Raw genomic sequence first — 20,231 nt, 5'->3', positions numbered from 1 at the left:
CGGCAGCCTCTTCACTCTGCGCGCGCCTCTGCCTTGCGCTTAGCCTCGATTGGCGCGACAGGAAGCGCGATGACCGACCTGCCGATCCACGCCGTACTGCCCGACCTGCTTGCCGCGTTGCGAACGGGGAGCAATGCCGTGCTGGTCGCGCCGCCGGGCGCGGGGAAGACGACGGCGGTGGCCCCTGCCCTACTGAATGAACCATGGTGCCAAGGCCAAGTGCTGCTGCTGTCGCCGCGCAGGCTGGCGGCGCGGGCGGCGGCGGAGCGGATCGCCGAGATGATGGGCGAGCAGCCGGGCGGTACGGTCGGCTATGCGACGCGCATGGACAGCAAGGTTTCGGCGCGCACGCGGCTGCTGGTGCTGACCGAAGGCATATTCGTGCGGCGGATACAGGATGATCCGGAACTGGCGGGCGTGTCGGCCGTGCTGTTCGACGAAGTGCATGAGCGTAGCCTGGACAGCGATTTCGGGCTGGCGCTGGCGCTGGATGCGCAGGAAGCGCTGCGGCCGAATCTGCGGATCGTGCCGATGTCCGCGACTTTGGATGGGGCGCGCTTTGCATCGTTGCTCAATGGCGCGCCGGTGATCGAGAGCGAGGGGCGCATCCAGCCGCTGGAATTGCGCCACATCGGCCGTGCGTCGGAGAAGAAGATCGAGGACGAGATGGCGGCGGCGATCCGCCGGGCTCTGGCCGAGGAAGCCGACGGCGACCTGCTCGCCTTCCTGCCGGGCGTGCGGGAGATCGAGCGGACGGCAGAGCGCATCGCGGGTGGCGCGATCGAGGTGCATATGCTGCACGGGTCGCTCGATCCCGGCGCGCAGCGGGCAGCGATCCGGCCGTCGCGCGAAGGGCGGCGCAAGGTCATTCTCGCCACCTCGATCGCGGAAACCAGCCTGACCATCGACGGGGTGCGGATCGTGGTGGACAGTGGGCTGGCGCGGCGGCCGCGTTATGACCGGGCGGCGGGGGTGACGCGGCTGGTGACGGAGCGGGCCAGTCAGGCGTCGGCGACCCAGCGCGCGGGGCGCGCGGCACGGCAGCGGCCGGGCGTCGCCTATCGGCTGTGGGAGGCGGCGGCAAGCGCGGGCATGCCGCCCTTCGACCCGCCGGAGATTTTGGAAAGCGACCTGTCGAGTTTGCTGCTGGATTGCGCCCTGTGGGGGGTGAGCGATCCGGGCGCGTTGCGCTGGCTGGATGTGCCGCCGACCGCTGCGGTGGAGGAAGCGCGCGGGCGGCTGACCGTGTTGGAGGCGCTGGACGCGGACGGGCGGATTACGGCGCATGGGAAGCTGTTGGCGAAGCTGCCGCTGTCGCCGCGCATCGCCCATATGCTGGTGCGCGCGGGCGAGATCGGGCTGGCGGAAGTCGCGGCTGAGGTTGCGGTGCTGCTGGGCGAGCGCGGGATTGGCGGGCAGGACACCGACCTGACGCTGCGGCGGCAGCGCTGGCGGCGCGAAAGCGGCAAGCGGGCGGATGCGGCTAGAGGGCTGGCGAAAAGGTGGGCGAAACTTGTTCCCCCTCCCGCAAGCGCGAGGGGGCTAGGGGGCGGGCATGTGCGCAACGGTGGCACTAGCCCACCCCCTCGATCAGAGACACGTGCCTCTGATCGACCCCTCCCGCCTGCGGGAAGGGGTGAAGGCATCTGCCTCGCCCTTGCCTTCCCCGATCGCGTGGCGAAGCGCCGGTCCGCCGATGGTGCGGACTGGACGAGTGTGGGCGGGCGCGGGTTTCGGCTTGATCCGTTGTCGCCGCTGGCGCGGGAGCCGTGGCTGGCGGTGGGCGAAGTGCAGGGTAGCGCGGCAGGCGCGCGCATCCTGTCCGCCGCGCCGATCGAGGAGAGCGATGTGATCGCGCTGTTCGGGGCGCGGATCATGGAGCATCGCACGGTGAAGTTCCGGCCAGGCAATGGCGGGATCGAGGCGTTGCGCGAGCGGCGGCTGGGCGCGGTGCGGCTGTCCTCCGGGTCGGACGACAGGCCTGATCCGGATGCCGTGGTCGCTGCCTTGGTGGAGGGCGTGCGGCAGGGCGGGCTGTCGCTGCTGCCATGGTCGGAAGCGGCGCAATCGCTGCGGATGCGGGGGGAATTTGCGGGGCTGGAGGCGCTGTCCGACGCGGCTTTGATCGAGACGCTGGACGAATGGCTGCCCTCGCTGCTGACGGGCAAGCGCAGGCTGTCCGATATCGACCGGTCGCAACTGTCGGGCGTGCTGGAGGGGATCATCGGATGGGATGGCAAGAGCCAGCTTGACCGGCTGGCTCCGCCCGATTTCCGGTCGCCCGCCGGGAGCCATCATGCGATCGACTATGCCGCCGAAGGCGGGCCGCGCGTGGAATTGCGGGTGCAGGCGCTGTTCGGCCTGTCGCAGCATCCCACAGTCGGCAATCAGCGCATTCCGCTGGTCCTGTCGCTCACCTCCCCGGCCGGGCGGCCGATCCAGACGACCCGCGATCTGCCGGGCTTCTGGGCGGGCAACTGGCGCGATGTGGCGAAGGAAATGCGGGGCCGCTATCCGCGCCATCCCTGGCCCGACGATCCGGCCAGCGCCAGCGCCACATTGCGCACCAAAAATGCGGATGCTCGGCGGAACTCTTGACTTGGCGGCGGCCATTGGTGCAACGCAAAATGACGAATTTACGGAGTCTTTCGCGATGAACGCGCGCATTTACCAGATCCAGAAGAACGCCCTCCAGTCCGGCAAGGCGCTGACCCACAAATGGGTGCTGGAATATGCGCCCGCCGAAGCGAAGCAGGCCGATCCGCTGACCGGCTGGGCCGGTTCGGGCGACACGCAGCAGCAGTTGAAGCTGAGCTTCCCGTCGCAGGAGGCTGCTGTTGCCTATGCGGAGAAGAAGGGTGTTGCCTACACCGTCATCGCGACCCCGCCCAAGACGCTGAAATTGCAGGCCTACGCCGACAATTTCCGGTAAGCGGAAGCAAAAGCCATTTCATATTCGGGCGCGATGCTGCCCGATTGACGCCTTATTCGCTTGCCAAAGAGCGGAGGTGAGCGGCAAATGCCGCGCTTTGACGGAAAGATTTTCACGATAATGACCGATCGCACCGAGATTTTCGACAGCGTTGCGGCGCAGATCGAACCCTTCAACAAGAAGGGCGTCGCGCTGAGCGAAACCACCAGCTTTGCCGGCGACCTGGAGTGGGACAGCCTGACGGTGATGGATTTCGTCGCGGCGATCGAGGATGAGTTCGACATCATCATCACCATGAACATGCAGGCCGAAATCGAAACCGTGGGCCAACTGGTCGACGCGGTCGCCAAGCTGAAGACCGCCTGAGCATTTTACGCCGTTCGTCCTGAGTAGCTGCTGAGCGAAGTCGAAGCAGGGTATCGAAGGATCGGGGACCAGCGCGAGGTGCTTCGATATGGGCCTTCGACTTCGCTCAGTCCCTACTCAGCACGAACGGGTTGAGGAACAAGATCATGACCGACGCCACCGCGACTGAAACGCGCGACCTGTTTTCCAAATTCGATCCGCTGATCAATGAGCGTGAGGCGCTGCTGGCGACCGGCGTACGCGATCCTTATGCGATCGTGATGGATCAGGTGCTCTCGCCCACGCGCGCGATCATCAAGGGCAAGGAAACCATCCTGCTCGGCACCTATAATTATATGGGCATGACGTTCGACCCAGATGTGGTCGCGGCGGGCAAGAAGGCGCTGGACGAATTCGGCGCGGGCACGACCGGCAGCCGCGTCCTGAACGGCACCTATCAGGGCCATAAGGAAGTCGAGGACGCGCTCAAGGAATTTTACGGCACCAGCGGCGCCATGGTCTTTTCGACCGGATATCAGGCCAATCTGGGCATCATTTCCACGCTGGCGGGCAAGGGCGACTATGTCGTGCTGGACGCGGACAGCCATGCGTCCATCTATGACGGCTGTGGCCTGGGCAATGCGGAGATCGTCCGTTTCCGCCACAACAGCGTCGAGGATCTGGACAAGCGCCTGGGGCGCCTGCCCGCCGACGCGCTGAAACTGGTGGTGCTGGAAGGCGTCTATTCGATGCTGGGCGACGTCGCCCCCCTGCCCGACATGGTCGCCGCCATCCGCAAGCATCCCAATTGCATGATCCTGTGCGACGAAGCCCATGGCATGGGCTTCTTCGGCCCCAATGGCCGGGGCGCCTATGAAGAACAGGGCGTCGAGGGTGAGATCGACTTCGTGGTCGGCACCTTCTCCAAGTCGGTCGGCACGGTCGGCGGCTTCTGTGTCTCGAACCATCCCAAGTTCGAAATATTGCGCCTCGTCTGCCGTCCCTATGTCTTCACCGCGTCGCTGCCGCCCAGCGTCGTCGCAACCGCCGCGACCAGCATCCGCAAGCTGATGCATGCGGGCGAAAAGCGCGCGCATCTGTGGAAGAACAGCCAGCGACTGCACAAGGGCCTCTCTGACCTCGGCTTCAAGCTGGGCAGCGAGACGCCGCAGTCCGCGATCATCGCGGTGATCCTGAGCGACCAGATGCAGGCCGTTGCCATGTGGCAGACGCTGCTGGAACTGGGCCTGTACGTCAACATGGCGCGTCCGCCGGCGACCCCGGCCGGCACCTTCCTGCTGCGCTGCTCGCTGTGCGCCGAGCATAGCGACGATCAGGTGACGCAGATCATCGGCATGTTCGAGGCTGCTGGCAAGGCCACCGGCGCGATCGGCTGAACCCCGGCCACGTGCAACCACGCCCGATCGAGCCTGTGGCGCGACGGGATGCCGGATTATGGCGGAACTTTTCACCATGGATGTTCCGCCCTTAATCTTGTTCGGCTAGTGTAACGGTCAATGGCCGATAGCGACTATCAGGATGAACGGGACAAGACAGGGCGTGTCGTGATGCGACGCGCCCTGCCCCTGTTGCTTGCCGCGCTGCTGATCGGAGCGCTGGGCGCGCTGGTCTATACCGCCAGCAATGCGTCCGACGATCATCAGCGCGCCCTGGCGGAACAGCAAAGCAGTTTCGAGGTGATCGCACTGGCGCGCGGGTTCGAGGCGCGGACGGCGCGGGCGGAAGTGACGCTGGCCCGCTATGTGATCAGTCTGGACCCGGACACCGGCCGCCTGTTTCAGGACCAGTGGCGCGGCGCGGCCAGCCAGTTAAAGACGCTGGCCTATGCCACGCGCGGATCGGGGTGGCAGCGCGGCAATGTGGCGGCGCTGCAATATGCCTTTACCGAGCGCGGCAAGACACTGAGCGAGATCGGCCTGCGTACCACTTATGACCAGAAGATGGCGGCGCTGGCGCGTTTCCATCAGGCCGGCAAGTCGCAGGATCTGCGGCGCATCACCGCCTTGCTCGATCTGGTAATCACGGCCGAAAATGCGCGGCTGCGCGAACGCAGCCTGGCGGTGACGCTGGCGGGCGATCGCAACGCATCGTTCGGCAAGACATCGCAACTGGTGGGGCTGGCGCTGCTGGTGTGCATTTTGTTTGCCGCCTGGTTCGCCAATATGGCCTATCGTGAGCGCCGCCATGCGCGGCGACAGGCGGAATTTGAGGGCGAGCGCGCGGACCGGCTGGAGGACGCGGTGCGCGCGCGAACGGCCGAACTGTCCGAAGCCTATGAACAGGTGAAGCGGGAATCGACCGAGCGGCTGGCGGCGGAGGATAATCTGCGCCAGATGCAGAAAATGGACGCAGTCGGCCAGTTGACCGGCGGCATCGCGCATGATTTCAACAATATGCTGGCCGTGGTCGTCGGCGGGCTGGAACTGGCGAAGCGCAAGCTGCACCTGAAGCCCGAGGAGGCGGTGCGCCATCTGGACAATGCGATGGACGGGGCCAATCGCGCGTCGGCGCTGACCCGCCGGCTGCTGGCCTTTGCCCGGTCCGAACCGCTGTTGCCCAGCGCGGTCGACCCCGACACGCTATTATCGGGCATGGCCGACCTGATCGACCGCACCATTGGCGACCAGATCACCGTCGGCTTCGCGCAGGAGGCGCAGGGTTGGCGCATCTTCGTCGACCAGCATCAGATGGAAAATGCGATCCTGAACCTGTGCGTCAATGCGCGCGATGCGATGGAGGGCCGCGGACGGCTGATGCTGGCGACCGGGCAGGTCCGGCTGAAGGTGGGCGAGATCGGCGAATGCGCGGCGGGCGACTATATTGCGCTGAGCGTCACCGACGATGGCTGCGGCATGACGCCCGAAGTGCTGGCGCGGGTGTTCGAGCCTTTCTTCACCACCAAGCCGGTGGGCAAGGGTACGGGGCTGGGCCTCAGCCAGATATTCGGCTTCGTGCGCCAGAGCGAAGGCGAAATCCGCATCGAGTCCGAACCGGGCAAGGGCAGCAGCGTGCATATCTACCTGCCGCGCTCCATCGAGGCGGTGGCGGGCGACGCGGCCGAGGCGATCGCCTTTGCCCGCGCGCCGGTGGAACAGCCGCCGACCCGCATTTTGGTGGTGGAGGATGATCCGCGCGTGCTGAACCAGACGATGGCGGCATTGAGCGAACTGGGCCATTTGCCGATCGCCTGCGACCATCCAGCCAAGGCCGAAAAGCTGCTGGCGCATAATGGCGACATCGGCCTGATCATCAGCGACGTGCTGATGCCCGAAATGACCGGGCCGGAAATGGTGAAGGCCCTGCCCGCGCGGTTCCGCCATCTGCCGGTGCTGTTCGTCACCGGCTATGCTGGCGACACCAATGACAGCGCCGATTTCGAAGGGCATGCGGTGCTGCGCAAACCCTATACGCTGGCGGCTTTGGGGCAGGCGTTGGCGGTTACGCTCAGCGAATCGCGCCACCCCGGAACAGCCGCGGCAGCAGAGTGACCGCGCCCAGCAGCGGCCAGCGCCGCTGCCAGGGCTTGATGACGATCTGCGTCCCGGCATGGCGGTTGATCTTCCACGCCAGATAATCGATGCCGCCCGCATAAGTGAAGCTGGCCTTGGCAAGGCGGATCACCGACAGGCGCTTGCCGCGCGATTGCAGGCGTCGCCAGAGCGCGGGCGCATCGGCGGGCGATGAAGGCAGACCGTCAGCCAGCGCGGCCTCGCCGATGCGGCGATAGCGGTCGGGATCGGCATCCACGATGGAGAGCGAGCGACCTTTCTTCTCGGCGCGCAATTCGGCATTATAGGTCAGGGTGAAGCCGGCCTTCCACAGCGCCAGCGCATCCGCCTCTCCCTCCGCCATGGGGCGGGCGAGCGACAGCAGGGTCGGCGCGGCCTGCGCCACGGCGGCGACGGTGCGCTGGCGGGCGAGATCGTCCGACGCCCAGAGCAGCCGCGATGGCTGGGCGAAGCGCGCCCAGACCGAGACATTGTCTGCCTCCACGCTGTTGAGCCGCGCAAAATCGGCTTCGGACAGGACGGCATATTTGGCGATCAGGCCATTATGTTCGAACGGGAAGACATTGGGCGGGATCAGCCGGTTGGCGCGGGCCAGCCAGCTTTTACCATAGGCGGCCGGATAGTCCGACACGATCAGGTAGAAATCGAGCATCAGCCCGTCGAGATTGGCCTCCCGCAGGCAGGAGCCGTAGAACAGGACAGCGCGGGCGGCATCGGGATATTTCGCCACGAGCGCACCCGCCATGGCGGCCGCGCGCGGATCGGCCGGGGCGCCGAGTTCGGCAGTGACGAGGGGGAGGAGTTGGTTGGGCATGGGGCTGCTATATATTAGAAGTGCTCCTGCGAAAGCAGGAGCACGTTGCTCTTTCAAGTGCGCCGCCGGAACAGGAGCGAGAGGTTGTTAGCGGGCATTTCGATCCGTTTTTCGAACGCCAGCCCCTCTGCCTTTGCCGCCGCAACCACATCCTCCAAGGCGCGCAGCCCCCAGCGCGGGTCGCGGGATTTGAGCGAGGCGTCGAAGGCGAGGTTGCTGGGCGCAGTTTCCACGTCGTCGCGCATATAGGGGCCGTAGAGATAGAGCAGGCCGCCGGTTGGCAGCGTGGCCCCAGCCCCCTTGAGCAGCCCCAATGTGGCTTCCCACGGGCTTATATGGATCATGTTGATGCAGAGGATCGCATCGGCTTGCGCAATCGGCCAGTTGGCGCTGGCGTCCAGTTGGATCGGCGGGCGGAGATTGGGGAGATTCGCTTCCGCGCGCCATGCGGCGATCGAGGCCAGGGCGGCCGGATCGGGATCGCTCTGTTGCCAGTCTAGCGCAGGGAAAGCGGCGGCGAAATGGACGGCATGTTCACCGCTGCCACTCGCCACCTCTAATATGAGGCCGGAGGACGGCAGGACTTCGCGCAGGACATCCGCGATGGCGTCACGGTTGCGCTCCGTCGCGGGGGCGTATCGCTTGTCCGCGACGGATGGGCCGGAACCCGGTTGCCAGGGTTCCGGCCTGTCAGTCATTCGGCGGCGACCGCCAGCGCGGGGTCGGTCCAGGTGAGGACCGGCTTGCGTGCGGCCAGCGTCTCATCGAGGCGACGGCGCGGGGCGTGGTACGGCGCGCCCTTGAGTAGCTCGTCGCCCGCCTTGGCCCGTTCGGCGAGACTGCGCAGCGCCATGATGAACTGGTCGAGCGCGGCCTTGCTTTCGGTTTCGGTCGGTTCGACCAGCATCGCGCCATGGACGACCAGCGGGAAATACATGGTCATCGGGTGGAAGCCTTCGTCGATCAGCCCCTTGGCGATGTCGAGCGTGGTGAAGCCTTCGGCCAGCCCCTTGTCGCTGAACAGCGCCTCATGCATGCACGGGCCGCTGGGGCCGAAGGGCGCGTCGAGCACATCATCCAGACTGCGCAGGATGTAATTGGCGTTCAGCACCGCGTCGCTCGCGACCTGACGCAGGCCATCCGCACCATGGCTGAGGATATAGGTCAGCGCGCGGGTGAACATGCCCATCTGGCCATGGAAGGCGACCATGCGGCCGAAGGTCTGGGCGTGGTGATCCTCCGCCGTTTCCTCTTCCACCAGCACGAACTTGTCGCCCTGCTTTTCCACGAAGGGCAAAGGCGCAAACGGCGTGAGCGCTTCGGAGAGCACGACTGGACCCGAACCCGGACCACCGCCGCCATGGGGGGTGGAAAAGGTCTTGTGCAGGTTGATGTGCATGGCGTCGACGCCCAGGTCGCCGGGGCGGACCCGGCCGACGATGGCGTTGAAGTTCGCGCCGTCGCAATAGACGAAGGCTCCGGCGGCATGGACCGCGTCGGAGATCGTCTTCATGTCGCGCTCGAACAGGCCGCAGGTGTTGGGATTGGTGATCATCACCGCCGCAACATCGGGGCCGAGACGGGCCTTCAGCGCTGCCAGATCGACGCGACCGTCCGGGGTCGCTGGGATATCCTCGACCTTGTAACCGCAGAAGGCGGCCGTTGCCGGGTTGGTGCCATGGGCGCTTTCGGGGACGAGGATGACGCTGCGCGCGTCGCCACGCGCTTCGAGCGCGGCGCGGATCGCGAGCAGCCCGCATAGCTCGCCATGGGCGCCCGCCTTGGGCGACATGGCGACCGAGTGCATGCCGGTCAGCGTCACCAGCCAGGCGGCCAGTTCATGGATGACCGCCAGCGCGCCCTGCACCGTCGATTGCGGCTGAAGCGGGTGGATGTCGGCGAAACCGGGCATCCGCGCGACCTTTTCGTTGAGGCGCGGATTATGCTTCATGGTGCAGGAGCCGAGCGGGAACAGGCCAAGATCGATGGCGTAGTTCTGGCGCGACAGGCGGGTATAGTGACGCACCGTTTCCTGTTCCGACAGGCCGGGCAGGCCGATGCTGTCGGTGCGGGCGAGCGAACCCAGACGGCTGGCCACCTTGGGCGCGTCGGCGAAATCGACGCCGGTGGTGTCGGTCGAGCCGATCTCGAAGATCAGCTTTTCTTCCAGCATCAGCGCGCGATTGCCTGTGGCGGTTACGGGGGCCATATGCGCGTCCTCGACGGCTTGCGGGGTGGTCGGGCGACCTTCCTTGAGCATGCTCATGCCAGTTCCTCCTCAAGCGCGGCGGCAAGGATTTCGATATCCTCCGGCGTGACGGTTTCGGTCACGGCGACGACGAGGCCGTTGCCGATCTGCGGCGCGTCCGGGAAGAGGCGGCCGAGCGAGACGCCGGCGAGAATGTTCTTGTCGGCGAGGGTGCGGACGACTTCGCGCGCATCCTTGGTCAGGACCAGCGTGAATTCGTTGAAGAAGCTGTCGTTGAGCAGCGTGACGCCCGGCACCTTGGCGAGGCGATCGGCGGCCTGCACGGCGAGGCCATGATTCAGGGTCGCGAGTTCGCGCAGGCCCCGTTCGCCCAGCAGGGTCATGTGGATGCTGAAGGCCAGCGCACACAGACCCGAGTTGGTGCAGATGTTCGACGTGGCCTTTTCGCGGCGGATATGCTGCTCGCGGGTGGAGAGCGTCAGCACGAAGCCGCGCTTGCCGGCCGCATCGACGGTTTCACCGCACAGGCGGCCCGGCATCTGGCGGACATATTTCTGCTTGCAGGCGAACAGGCCGAGATAGGGGCCGCCGAATTGCAGGCCGACACCGATCGACTGGCCTTCACCCACGACGATGTCCGCGCCCATGTGGCCCGGCGCCTTGATCGCGCCGAGAGCGACGGGTTCCGTCACCACCGCCACCAGCAGCGCGCCGGCGGCGTGCGCGGCGTCGGCCAGCGGGGTCAGGTCGGCGATGCGGCCGAGAATGTCCGGGTACTGAACAACGACGCAGGACGTATCCTTGTCGATGGAGGCTATCAGCGCGTCGATATCGGTCGCGGCGTCGAGCGTCGGGGCTTCATGCACCAGCGCGTCGCCGGTGAATTTCGCCATGGTGTTGGCGACCGAGACATAATGGGGGTGCAGGCCGGACGAGAGCAAAGCCTTGCCGCGCTTGGTGATGCGGCGGGCCATGCCGATCGCTTCCCAGCAGGCGGTCGAGCCGTCATACATGGAGGCGTTGGCGACATCGACGCCCAGCAGGCGGGCGACCTGCGTCTGGAATTCGAACAGCACCTGCAACGTGCCCTGCGCGATTTCCGGCTGATAGGGCGTGTAGGCGGTCAGGAACTCGCCGCGCTGGATCAGATGATCGACGCTGGCGGGGACATGATGCTTGTAGGCGCCGGCGCCCAGGAAGAAGGGCGCCTCCCCTGCCGACAGATTCTTGCGCGCGAGCGCGCCCATGTGGCGCTCGACCGCCAGTTCGCTGGCATGATCGGGCAAGCCAGCGATGGTGCCGCTCAGGCGGGCTTCGGCAGGCACGTCGATGAACAGGTCATCGATGCTCGACGCGCCGATGACGGACAGCATGTCCTGCCGGTCGGTGTCAGTAAGGGGTAGGTAGCGCATTATGACTCCTTCTCCCCTCCCCTTCAGGGGAGGGTTGATCGGAGTCACGTGCCTCCGATCAAGGGTGGGGGCTATCCGCTCGGCGCGGCGTGTGGGGCGATCCCCCACCCCAACCCCTCCTCTGAAGGGGAGGGGCTATTCCGGGTTGCTTAAAGGCTCGCCACGAACTTCTTGTAGGCGGCTTCGGTCATCAGGCCGTCCAGCTCGCTGGTGTCGGCGATGCGCAGCTTGAAGAACCAGCCATCTTCCTCGGCATCGCTGTTGACCAGCGCCGGTTCGTCTTCCAGCGCGCCGTTGCTTTCGACGACTTCGCCCGAGATCGGCGCGTACACGTCCGAAGCGGCCTTGACCGATTCCACGACGGCGGCGTCGTCGCCCTTTTCGAAGGTCGTGCCTTCAGCGGGCAGTTCGACGAACACGATGTCGCCAAGCTGTTCCTGCGCATAATCGGTGATGCCGACGGTGGCGATTTCGCCCTCTACGTCGATCCACTCATGTTCGTCGGTGAAATAACGGCTCATTTTTTACTACCCCTTCGAAAGAATGAAGAATCAGGCCTTGCGGCGATAACGATGCGGAACGAACGGCATCGGCGCAACCACCGCGGCGATGCGCTTGCCACGCACTTCGATTTCCAGCGCGGTCCCTTCCGCGCTGTCGGGCAGGCTGACCCAGCCCATGGCGATCGGCGCGCCGACGGACGGCGCGAAGCCGCCGGACGTGACTTCGCCCACTTCGACCGCTCCGGAGAAGATCTTCGCGCCTTCGCGGGCGGGCAGACGGCCTTCGATCTTCAGGCCCACGCGCTTGGCGCCGGGGCCATCGGCCAGTTCCTTCATGACGCGGGCGTGACCGATGAAGCCACCTTCTTCGCGCCGACGCTTCTGGATGGCAAAGCCCAGGTCCGCGCCGATCGTGCTGACGGCGGGCGACAGGTCATGGCCATAGAGCGGCAGGCCAGCCTCCAGACGCAGCGAATCGCGCGCGCCAAGGCCGATCGGCTTGACCTGCGGCAGGTCGCACAGCGCATCGGCGAACAGGGTGACGTCATCGGCGGGGATGCTGATTTCAAAGCCATCCTCGCCGGTATAGCCCGAACGGCTGATCCACAGCGAAATGCCGCGCCAGACGAACGGGCCGGACTGCATGAAGAGAAGATCGGCGGTTTCGGGGATGAGGGTTGCCAGCGCTTCGCCCGCTTCGGGGCCTTGCAACGCCAGCAGCGCCTGATCGGCCATATGGTTCATCACGACTTCGTCGGGCAGATAGTCGATCATCCAGCCGATATCGTCATATTTGGTCGCGCCGTTGACGACCATGTAGATGGCCGCGCCGTCAAAGGCCTCACCACCAAGGCGCGAGACCATCAGGTCGTCCAGGATGCCGCCTTCGTCGTTCAGCAGCATCGAATAGCGCTGACGGAAGGGCTTCAGCCCCTTGATATCGCTGGGCAGGATATGTTCGAGCGCTTCGTCCACGCCTTCACCGCTGAAGGTGAGCTGGCCCATATGGCTGACATCGAACAGGCCGGCATGTTCGCGGGTCCAGCTATGTTCGGCCATGATGCCTTCATACTGGATCGGCATATGATAGCCGGCAAAGCCGACCATGCGCGCGCCCTTCGCACGGTGCCAGGCGTCGAGCGGCAAAGCTTCGAGCGGCAAATCTTCGAAATGGGTGGCGTCTTCATTGCCGGACATGATGCGGCCTTTCCGTGCAGGAGGTAGTAGCAACAGCATAAGCAGGCCCGGAGTCGGACCTGTTACATCTGCTACCCCCTCTGTCACGGAACCTGAGAGCTTTGACCAGCGGCCGTGCGGCCACATGGCTTACCCCTTCGGTGGGACGGCGCAAATGCCCGTCCGCTTTCCAGAGTGCCTTGCGCGCGATGCGGTCCTTTAACCTGAGAGATTCCGGGGCGGTTGCTCCTTCGGTGATGGGGTGGCCTTCAAGGCTTCCCATGCTCTCCCGCATCGTGCCCGACGAACGAATCCGCCGGAGACACTTTGTGCATTGCGTCAAAGGACGGGGCGCGTCAATCGCTTGGCTGTTCTTCTTTTGCCAGACGCCGGGCCATGGCGAGCGCCGCCGTGCGGCAGGCGGCCAGTTCGCTGTCCGCTTCTGCATTGTCGAGGTGAACGGATGCGAAGCCGCCCTCCCCTTCGAACAGCGCCAGAAAGCGTTCGACGCCAGCAAAATTGGAGTCCGCAACGGTGCAATGGATAAGCGCGATCCGGTCCGCCCAGAGGCGGTTGTCCTGCGCCTTCAGCAGGCGGGCAAGATCGTCAAGCTGGGCGGCGAAGGCCGCGATCTGGGGATGCAAGGTCATAGGAAATGGCTATCGCGGCGCGCGAGGCGCGACAAGAAGCGGGGTGGGAACGGATCGTTTCTGGTGCTGCTCCGTCATTGCGAGCGCAGCGAAGCAATCCATGTCGCGCTACTTGGATTGCTTCGCTTCGCTCGCAATGACGGAGTAATTTAGGGGTTCAGCGCCACAAGCCCGCAAATTTCCGCATGGCGCTTTTCGGCATAGCGGTCCGTCATGCCAGCGATGAAGTCGGCGATGTGGCGGCTGCGGGTCGGTTCTTCCAGCGCGCAATCGTCGCGCCATTCGGGCGGCATCAGATGCGGGTCGGCCTGATAGGCGCGGAACAGATCGGTGACGATGATGCGCGCCCGGTCGGCCGCCGCAAGCTGTTCGGGATGATGATAGAGGGTCGCATACATGAAGCGCTTGAGGTCGCGCTCCTGCTGTTCCAGTTCGGGCGAGAAAGCGACGAGGGTGCGGCCGAGCGCGCGGACATCGTCCACCGTTTCGACGCGCGATTCCGCGATATTGCGGCTTGTCGCCTCGATCAGGTCATTGGCCATGACGCCAATCTGTTCGCGCACCAGTTCGCGCAGCAGCCGATCCTGCGGCACATCGGGATAGCGGGCGCGCACCCGGTCCCAGCAGGTGCGCACCAGCGGCACCTCCAGCAACTGGTCGAGCGTCAGCAGACCCGCACGCAGGCCATCGTCAATATCGTGATTGTCATAGGCGATATCGTCGGAAATCGCGGCCAGTTGCGCCTCCAGCGAGGCATGGCTGGTCAGGTCCAGCGGGAACAGCGCGTCCAGTTCGCGCATCGCCCAGCCGGGATGGTCGATCGGGCCATTATGCTTGGCCAGCCCCTCCAGCATTTCCCAGCTGAGGTTGAGGCCCCGGAACCGCGGATAGGGACTTTCCAGCAACATCAGCGTGCGCAGCGTATGGGCGTTATGATCGAAGCCGCCATGCGCCTCCAGCGCGCTTTCCAGCGCATCCTCCCCCGCATGGCCGAAGGGCGGATGGCCGATATCGTGCGCAAGACAGAGCGCTTCGGTCAGGTCTTCGTTGAGGCCCAGCGTGCGCGCGGTGGTGCGGCCGATCTGCGCGACCTCCAGACTGTGGGTCAGGCGGACGCGGAAATGATCGCCGTCGGGCGAGACGAAAACCTGCGTCTTGTGGCGCAGGCGACGGAAGGCGATCGAGTGGATGATGCGATCCCGGTCGCGCTGGAACACATCGCGCGGCCCGCGCATCTCGCCCCCCGCCTCGGCATGGAGGCGGCCACGGCTGGCGGAAGGATGGCAGGCATAGGAAGCGAGCGTCGTCATGCGACGGCTCCTAGAGCATATTCGCGTGCGTTTGAACGGCCCGTGCGGCGCGATTGCATTATTTGGGTGGAGATGCGGGCGGCGGCTTCCCGGCAGATTACAATGGCAACCCCATCATCCTCATGCGACATAAGCTTCATGACATTGGACGAAGAAAGCGAACGGGCAACAAATATGTTGCTGGGCAAGGCAGTTAAGCGGATTGCCCGGTTCCGCGAAAAGGAAATCCTTATAGAATTCGAGGACGGCGCACGGCTGTTTGTCGATAGTACAGCCCCCTTGGAAATCAGCATTCAGGAAGCCGCAAGAAAGTCTTGAAGGGCGGCATTTGTCGAATTCAAATACTCCCCTCCCGCCGGCGGGAGGGGTAGCGAGACTTAATGAGCGTAGCGAATTTAGTCGCAGCGGGGTGGGCATTTGCGAGGTCGCGTAAGCCCACCCCCTAACCCCCTCCCGCCTGCGGGAGGGGGCACAGCGCTGCATCACTGCCCGGCCAGTTGCTCCACGACTTCGCCGGCGTCGCTCTTCCAGGCGAAGACGTCGGCGCCTTCCTTCTTCAGGTTGGTTTCCAGTTCCTTGGCGCGGGTGAAGCTGGCGAAGGGGCCGACGAGCAGGCGGTTGGTGCGGCCCCAGCTGGCGCTCCAGCCGTCCTGACGCGACAGGATCGTGTATTTCTTGCGCAGGCCCTTCATGGTGAAGCCCAGCGCGGACTTGCTCTGGCCGACGCCGACCTGAAGCCAGTTGCGCGATGGGTTGGCGGCAAGGCGCTTCTTTTCTTCTGCCTCGGCCTTTGCCTTGGCGTCAGCCTCTGCCTTGGCCTTGGCGGCAGCGTCCTTCTTCGCCTTGTCGGCGGCGGCGCGGGCGCTCTGTTGCCGTTCGAGGCGGCGCTGCGCCTGAATCGCGGCGACCTCGTCCAGATCGACGGCGGCCACGCTCGCCTGACGCTCCGTATCGGGCACGTCGATGGCGTGGATGATCTGCGCCAGCGTGCGGGTCGCCTCCGGATCGGGCTGGGGCGTCGTCGCGGGTGCGGGCGGCGGCGGGGGCGCCGGTTCGGAGGCCGTCGATGGCGCGGGCTGGGTCGACGGGGTCGAGGCCTGGGCCAGCGTGATCGCGTTCAGCTGCGTGCCGGTCGAAGTCGCCGGTGGCGTTGGCTGGGCGGGACGATCGATCGAGTCGAAGCCGGGCGAAGGTGGCCCCTGCACGCTGCCAGAGGATGGCGCGGTCGCCTGACGGACGGGCGGCGTCTGGCTGGAGGAGGCCGACGAAGAGGTGGACGGCAGCGGCTGGACCTGCGGCGATTGCGGCCTGGGTTCGGGCGGCAACGATTGGACCTGCGCGAGTTGGGTCGGCGCAGGGGGAACGGGTTGCGGCTGGGTCGGCTGCGCGGCCTGCGGTTGCGGCACGGTTGCCGTTTGCGACGCCACAGCGGTTGGCTGGCGGGCGGCGGTGCGTGCGCGCGCGGCTTCGGCACGGGCGAGACGGGCGGCCTCGCGCTGCTGGCGGCGCTGTTCGGCGCGACTGACGGGCTTCGGCTTGGGCGTCGGCGTTACGGCCGCGACCGCCACCGGTGCCTTGGTGATCGTCACGCCCGGCGCCGGGGGCGTCGGGATGATGGTGGCGATGGTCGTGCCGGTCTGCTGCGGAAAATGGCCGAAATGCACCGCTGCGGCTTTCTGCGCGGCGGTGAGGTAGGGCATTTTCTGCATATAGGGGATGATGGCCGTGGCCAGTTGCGCCGGCATGGTCTGATCGGCGACCTTCTTCGCGTCCGCCTGCCGGTTGTTCATCGCCAAGATGAAAGCGCGATAGCGCCAGGCGGCCCGGTCGCTTTTGTAGAGCAGCGGGTCCAATATCTTTTCCGCCGCCTCGACCTGACCCGAAATGCCGAGCGAGGCGGCATAGCGGCGGACCAGTTCCTCATCATTGGGCGTGCGCTGGAGCGCGGCATAATAGTCGCGCTGCGCCCCTGCCTGATCGCCGGTCATATCCTTCGCCAAGCCCCGGTCGGACAGGATGGTCGTGTCGGGATAGCCCAGCCGCCCGGCCTGATCGAACAGGCGCACCGCCTCGGTCGGGTTCTGGGTCTTGAGCATGACGCGGGCCAGACCCGCCTTGATCCGGCCATTGCCGCTGGCGATCGCATCAGCGCGGGCGAAGAAGCCGGCGGCAGCGCGTGCATCGTCCAGCGCCAGCGCGGCCTCCCCTGCCCCGATCAGCGCGTCGACATCGCGCGGGTTGGACGCCAGCCGGGCCAGATGGGCGTTGAGGTCAGCGGCATCTGGCGGGCGGACCAGCGCCGCCTGATCGGACTGGGCAAGAGCGTTAGGTGCCGATGCGGTTCCCGCCAGAAGCAGGCCGCCGATGAACCAGGAGGAAGCGTTTTTCACGTCGGGGCCTTAGCCGATGACAGGGTGAATGGGAAATTAGCGCAACAAAAAAGCGCGCCGGATCGCCCCAGAGGACGGACGGCGCGCTTTCGCAAAGGTCACGGCGCGATGACGCGCCGGACGATCACTGGTTGTTCTGGCGGTTGAGGAAGCGGGGGATGTCCACGCCCGGTGCCGCATCGTCGGCGCCCGGCGCCTTTTCGCTGCCACGGGTCAGGCCAGCCATGCGTTCGAACAGCGTGCCGCCGGTGGCGACGCGCGGTGCAGGCGCAGCAGGCGCTGGGGCAGGCGCGGTCGGTTCGGCACTGTCCGCACCCAGAACCAGTTCGTCCTGATCCGGCCCTTCGTCCGAGAAGACGGCGGCAGGACGGGACGGCGCAGGCGCGGCGGTCGGCTGCACCGGGGCGGGCGCTTCGGGCACGTTGAGTTCCAGCGCTTCGGGCTGAGGGGCCGGGGCGGGCTTGGGCGCGGGAGCCGGTGCCGCGACCGGCGCGGGCTGCGGCGTTACGGCGACGGCGGGTCTGGCGGGCGTCTGCGGCACGGCGACCGCCGGGCGGCTGGCGAAGCTGAACGGCTGGGTCAGCGGCGCGGCGTTGCCACCGGCTTCGGCCTCGATGCCGGTAGCGACCACCGACACACGGATCTTGCCATTGAGACCATCGTTGAAGGCCGAACCCCAGATGATGTTCGCGTCCGGATCGACCAGTTCGCGGATATGGTTGGCGGCTTCGTCCACTTCCATCAGGCGCATATCGTCGCCACCGACGATCGAGACGATCACGCCCTTTGCGCCGCGCATCGACACACCGTCGAGCAGCGGGTTGGCGATCGCCTTTTCAGCGGCCTGAAGCGCGCGGCCGTCGCCCTCCGCTTCGCCGGTGCCCATCATCGCCTTGCCCATTTCGCCCATCACCGAACGGACGTCGGCAAAGTCGAGGTTGATGAGGCCGGGCATGATCATGAGGTCGGTGATCGACCGCACGCCCTGTTGCAGAACCTCGTCCGCCATCTGGAACGCTTCCTTGAAGGTCGTGTTCGGATTGGCGATCAGGAACAGATTCTGGTTCGGGATGACGATCAGGGTGTCGACATGCTTCTGCAGCTCTTCGATGCCCGTTTCGGCCGACTTCATGCGGCGATTGCCTTCGAAGGTGAAAGGCTTGGTCACGACGCCGACGGTCAGGATGCCGCGATCACGCGCAGCCTTGGCAATGACGGGGGCAGCGCCGGTGCCGGTGCCGCCGCCCATGCCGGCGGTGATGAAGCACATATGCGCGCCGTTCAGCGCCTCCTCGACCGAGGCGATGGTTTCTTCCGCTGCCGCCTTGCCGATTTCGGGGCGCGAACCCGCGCCCAGACCTTCGGTGATTTGCGGGCCAAGCTGGATGCGGCGTTCGGCCGGCGAGCTGTTGAGCGCCTGCGCGTCCGTGTTCGCCACGATGAAATCCACGCCCTCTACCGAGGCGGCGATCATGTTCGCGATGGCATTGCCGCCTGCGCCACCGACACCGATGACCGCGATACGCGGCTTCAGTTCGTCCACATGGGGCGGGCTGATTTCAATGCTCATATATTCTGCTCCCTCAGCTTCCTCGTCAGGAAGCGACACCGTCATCAATCGTTAACACCAGAAAATAGGGGATTCACCACCTAATTTCGTCTTCGTACAAATTCATTCAATAGTTGGTCTTCATCGCGCGCATCATTCGCTGCCACCACATGGGCGCACCGATACGGTGCACCGTCTGCGGCGCGGGCGCCATCGTGCGGAGATCAACCGGGTTAGAAGCGCCATAAAGCGCCAATCCCGCCAATGTCGCGAAGGCTGGCCCACTATGCGCTTCGGGCATGGCGGACAAGCCCCTTGGCCGTCCGATCCGCACGGCGCGGCCCAGCGCGCCCTGTGCATAATCGGCAATGCCCTTCATTTCCGCGCCGCCGCCGGTCAGCACGACCTGACGCCCGGTGGAGTTGAAGCCCATGCCGGCGAGCGCCGCATTCACTTCGCTCATGATCTGATTGAGCCGTTCGCAGATGACGCCGACGAGCGCGGCGCGAGTGATCTTGCCCCCTTCGGCGTTCGGTCCGGCGGCCTGCCCCGGCACCGCCACTTCGCCATGGGGCGGCGCAATCTCGATCATCTCGCGAAAATCGCGAGGATTCTGCATCGCCGAGCCATAGAAGCATTTGATCCGCTCCGCCTGGCTGCGGCGGATGCCGAAGGCCGAGGCGATATCGTCGGTTATGTCCGACGCGCCGAACGGGATGGAGTGCAGGCCGACCAGCATGCCGCCGGCATAGAGCGAGACATTGGTGACGCCCGCGCCGATTTCCACCAGTGCCACGCCCAGATCGCGCTCCTCCTCCGACAGGCAGGCAAGGCCGGTCGCGATCGGCGCGGCGACGATCGAATTGACGTTCAGATAGGCGCCACGCACGCACAGGTCGAGATTGGCGAGCGGCGCGCCATCCGCCAGCACGACATGAATGTCGACGCCCAGCAGGTCGGCATGCATGCCGATCGGCTTCTTGACCGGCACCTTGCCATTGATGGTGAAGCAGGTGGGCTGCGCATGCAGGACGATGCGGCCATCCGGGTCGATGCCCTGCTGGCCGGTGGTCAGCAGATCGTCGATATCCGCCTGTTCCACGCGATAGCCGCCCATGTCGCGTTCGACCGTGACGACATCGCTGACCAGCGATCCGCCCGAGAAGCTGACCCAGACATCCTCGATATTGGTGCCCGCAACCCGTTCAGCCTGTTCCACCGTTTCGCGCACGGCGAGTTCGGTCCGCTCCATGTCGGCAATGAAGCCGCGGCGCACGCCCCGGCTTTCCCGCTGACCCGTGCCCAGGATCGCGAGTTCGCCGGTGTCGGTGCGACCTGCGATCAGCGCCGACACTTTCCAGGAGCCAATGTCGATCGCGGTAATGAGCTTTTCGACCTTGGGCTGCGCCAT

Annotated in this window: 17 protein-coding genes and 1 riboswitch; of the genes, 6 read left to right on the top strand and 11 right to left on the bottom strand. The window is 65.6% G+C overall.

Annotation, left to right across the window (positions count from 1 at the left end):
• The first annotated feature begins 69 nt into the window (after window positions 1-69).
• From hrpB to BMY84_RS04060, 5 genes are all read left to right on the top strand, one after another.
• Window positions 70-2,598 (top strand): ATP-dependent helicase HrpB, encoded by a 2,529-nt coding sequence (hrpB, locus tag BMY84_RS04080; protein WP_093080835.1) that lies wholly within the window; start codon window positions 70-72, stop codon window positions 2,596-2,598.
• Between the two features lie 55 nt (window positions 2,599-2,653).
• Entirely contained in the window at window positions 2,654-2,932 is a 279-nt protein-coding gene (locus BMY84_RS04075; protein WP_093081711.1) for an ETC complex I subunit, read from the top strand.
• Between the two features lie 120 nt (window positions 2,933-3,052).
• Complete coding sequence (locus BMY84_RS04070) at window positions 3,053-3,298, top strand: acyl carrier protein (RefSeq protein WP_093011238.1); 246 nt, start codon at window positions 3,053-3,055, stop codon at window positions 3,296-3,298.
• Between the two features lie 146 nt (window positions 3,299-3,444).
• A complete protein-coding gene (locus BMY84_RS04065) occupies window positions 3,445-4,674 on the top strand; it encodes a serine palmitoyltransferase (RefSeq protein WP_093080832.1) in 1,230 nt (409 codons plus the stop codon).
• A gap of 120 nt (window positions 4,675-4,794) precedes the next feature.
• On the top strand, window positions 4,795-6,786 hold the full coding sequence (locus BMY84_RS04060) for an ATP-binding protein (protein WP_093080830.1): 1,992 nt from the start codon (window positions 4,795-4,797) through the stop codon (window positions 6,784-6,786).
• Here BMY84_RS04060 and BMY84_RS04055 read toward each other — a convergent pair.
• The 8 genes from BMY84_RS04055 to BMY84_RS04020 form a co-directional block, all read right to left on the bottom strand.
• Entirely contained in the window at window positions 6,743-7,621 is an 879-nt protein-coding gene (locus tag BMY84_RS04055) for a hypothetical protein (protein WP_093080827.1), read from the bottom strand. The genes BMY84_RS04060 and BMY84_RS04055 overlap by 44 nt on opposite strands.
• Before the next feature lie 53 nt (window positions 7,622-7,674).
• On the bottom strand, window positions 7,675-8,319 hold the full coding sequence (locus tag BMY84_RS04050) for a DUF938 domain-containing protein (protein ID WP_093080825.1): 645 nt from the start codon (window positions 8,317-8,319) through the stop codon (window positions 7,675-7,677).
• Window positions 8,316-9,887: an aminomethyl-transferring glycine dehydrogenase subunit GcvPB gene (gcvPB, locus tag BMY84_RS04045; RefSeq protein ID WP_093080822.1), complete on the bottom strand. Its 1,572-nt coding sequence runs from the start codon at window positions 9,885-9,887 to the stop codon at window positions 8,316-8,318. The genes BMY84_RS04050 and gcvPB overlap by 4 nt, the downstream gene beginning before the upstream one ends.
• Window positions 9,884-11,242 carry an aminomethyl-transferring glycine dehydrogenase subunit GcvPA gene (gcvPA, locus tag BMY84_RS04040; protein ID WP_093080820.1) on the bottom strand — a complete coding sequence of 453 codons (1,359 nt, stop codon included), beginning with the start codon at window positions 11,240-11,242 and terminating at the stop codon, window positions 9,884-9,886. The genes gcvPB and gcvPA overlap by 4 nt, the downstream gene beginning before the upstream one ends.
• Window positions 11,243-11,391: 149 nt before the next feature.
• Window positions 11,392-11,763 carry a glycine cleavage system protein GcvH gene (gcvH, locus tag BMY84_RS04035; protein WP_093080817.1) on the bottom strand — a complete coding sequence of 124 codons (372 nt, stop codon included), beginning with the start codon at window positions 11,761-11,763 and terminating at the stop codon, window positions 11,392-11,394.
• A gap of 30 nt (window positions 11,764-11,793) precedes the next feature.
• Complete coding sequence (gene gcvT / locus BMY84_RS04030; protein ID WP_093080815.1) at window positions 11,794-12,942, bottom strand: glycine cleavage system aminomethyltransferase GcvT; 1,149 nt, start codon at window positions 12,940-12,942, stop codon at window positions 11,794-11,796.
• A 181-nt stretch (window positions 12,943-13,123) separates the two neighbouring features.
• Window positions 13,124-13,223: riboswitch (glycine riboswitch) on the bottom strand.
• 54 nt (window positions 13,224-13,277) lie between these two features.
• Window positions 13,278-13,571: a hypothetical protein gene (locus BMY84_RS04025; protein WP_093080812.1), complete on the bottom strand. Its 294-nt coding sequence runs from the start codon at window positions 13,569-13,571 to the stop codon at window positions 13,278-13,280.
• Window positions 13,572-13,720: 149 nt separating this feature from the next.
• Window positions 13,721-14,881, bottom strand: a complete 1,161-nt coding sequence (locus BMY84_RS04020; protein ID WP_093080810.1) for a deoxyguanosinetriphosphate triphosphohydrolase — start codon at window positions 14,879-14,881, stop codon at window positions 13,721-13,723.
• A gap of 138 nt (window positions 14,882-15,019) precedes the next feature.
• On the opposite strand from BMY84_RS04020, the gene BMY84_RS04015 reads away from it, so the two are divergent.
• On the top strand, window positions 15,020-15,199 hold the full coding sequence (locus tag BMY84_RS04015; RefSeq protein ID WP_093080807.1) for a hypothetical protein: 180 nt from the start codon (window positions 15,020-15,022) through the stop codon (window positions 15,197-15,199).
• Window positions 15,200-15,363: 164 nt separating this feature from the next.
• On the opposite strand, the gene BMY84_RS04010 is transcribed toward BMY84_RS04015, so the two are convergent.
• The 3 genes from BMY84_RS04010 to ftsA all read right to left on the bottom strand — a co-directional run bounded on the left by BMY84_RS04010 (window position 15,364) and on the right by ftsA (window position 20,231).
• Window positions 15,364-17,271: a tetratricopeptide repeat protein gene (locus BMY84_RS04010; protein ID WP_093080805.1), complete on the bottom strand. Its 1,908-nt coding sequence runs from the start codon at window positions 17,269-17,271 to the stop codon at window positions 15,364-15,366.
• Window positions 17,272-17,395: 124 nt separating this feature from the next.
• Entirely contained in the window at window positions 17,396-18,841 is a 1,446-nt protein-coding gene (ftsZ, locus tag BMY84_RS04005; protein ID WP_093080802.1) for a cell division protein FtsZ, read from the bottom strand.
• A gap of 106 nt (window positions 18,842-18,947) precedes the next feature.
• On the bottom strand, window positions 18,948-20,231 hold the full coding sequence (ftsA, locus tag BMY84_RS04000; RefSeq protein ID WP_093080800.1) for a cell division protein FtsA: 1,284 nt from the start codon (window positions 20,229-20,231) through the stop codon (window positions 18,948-18,950).

The sequence above is a fragment of the Sphingobium sp. AP50 genome (assembly GCF_900109095.1).
In the GTDB taxonomy this organism is placed as follows: domain Bacteria; phylum Pseudomonadota; class Alphaproteobacteria; order Sphingomonadales; family Sphingomonadaceae; genus Sphingobium.
Note: the sequence above shows the minus strand (reverse complement) of the source record. Positions and strands in the feature narration are given on the sequence as shown.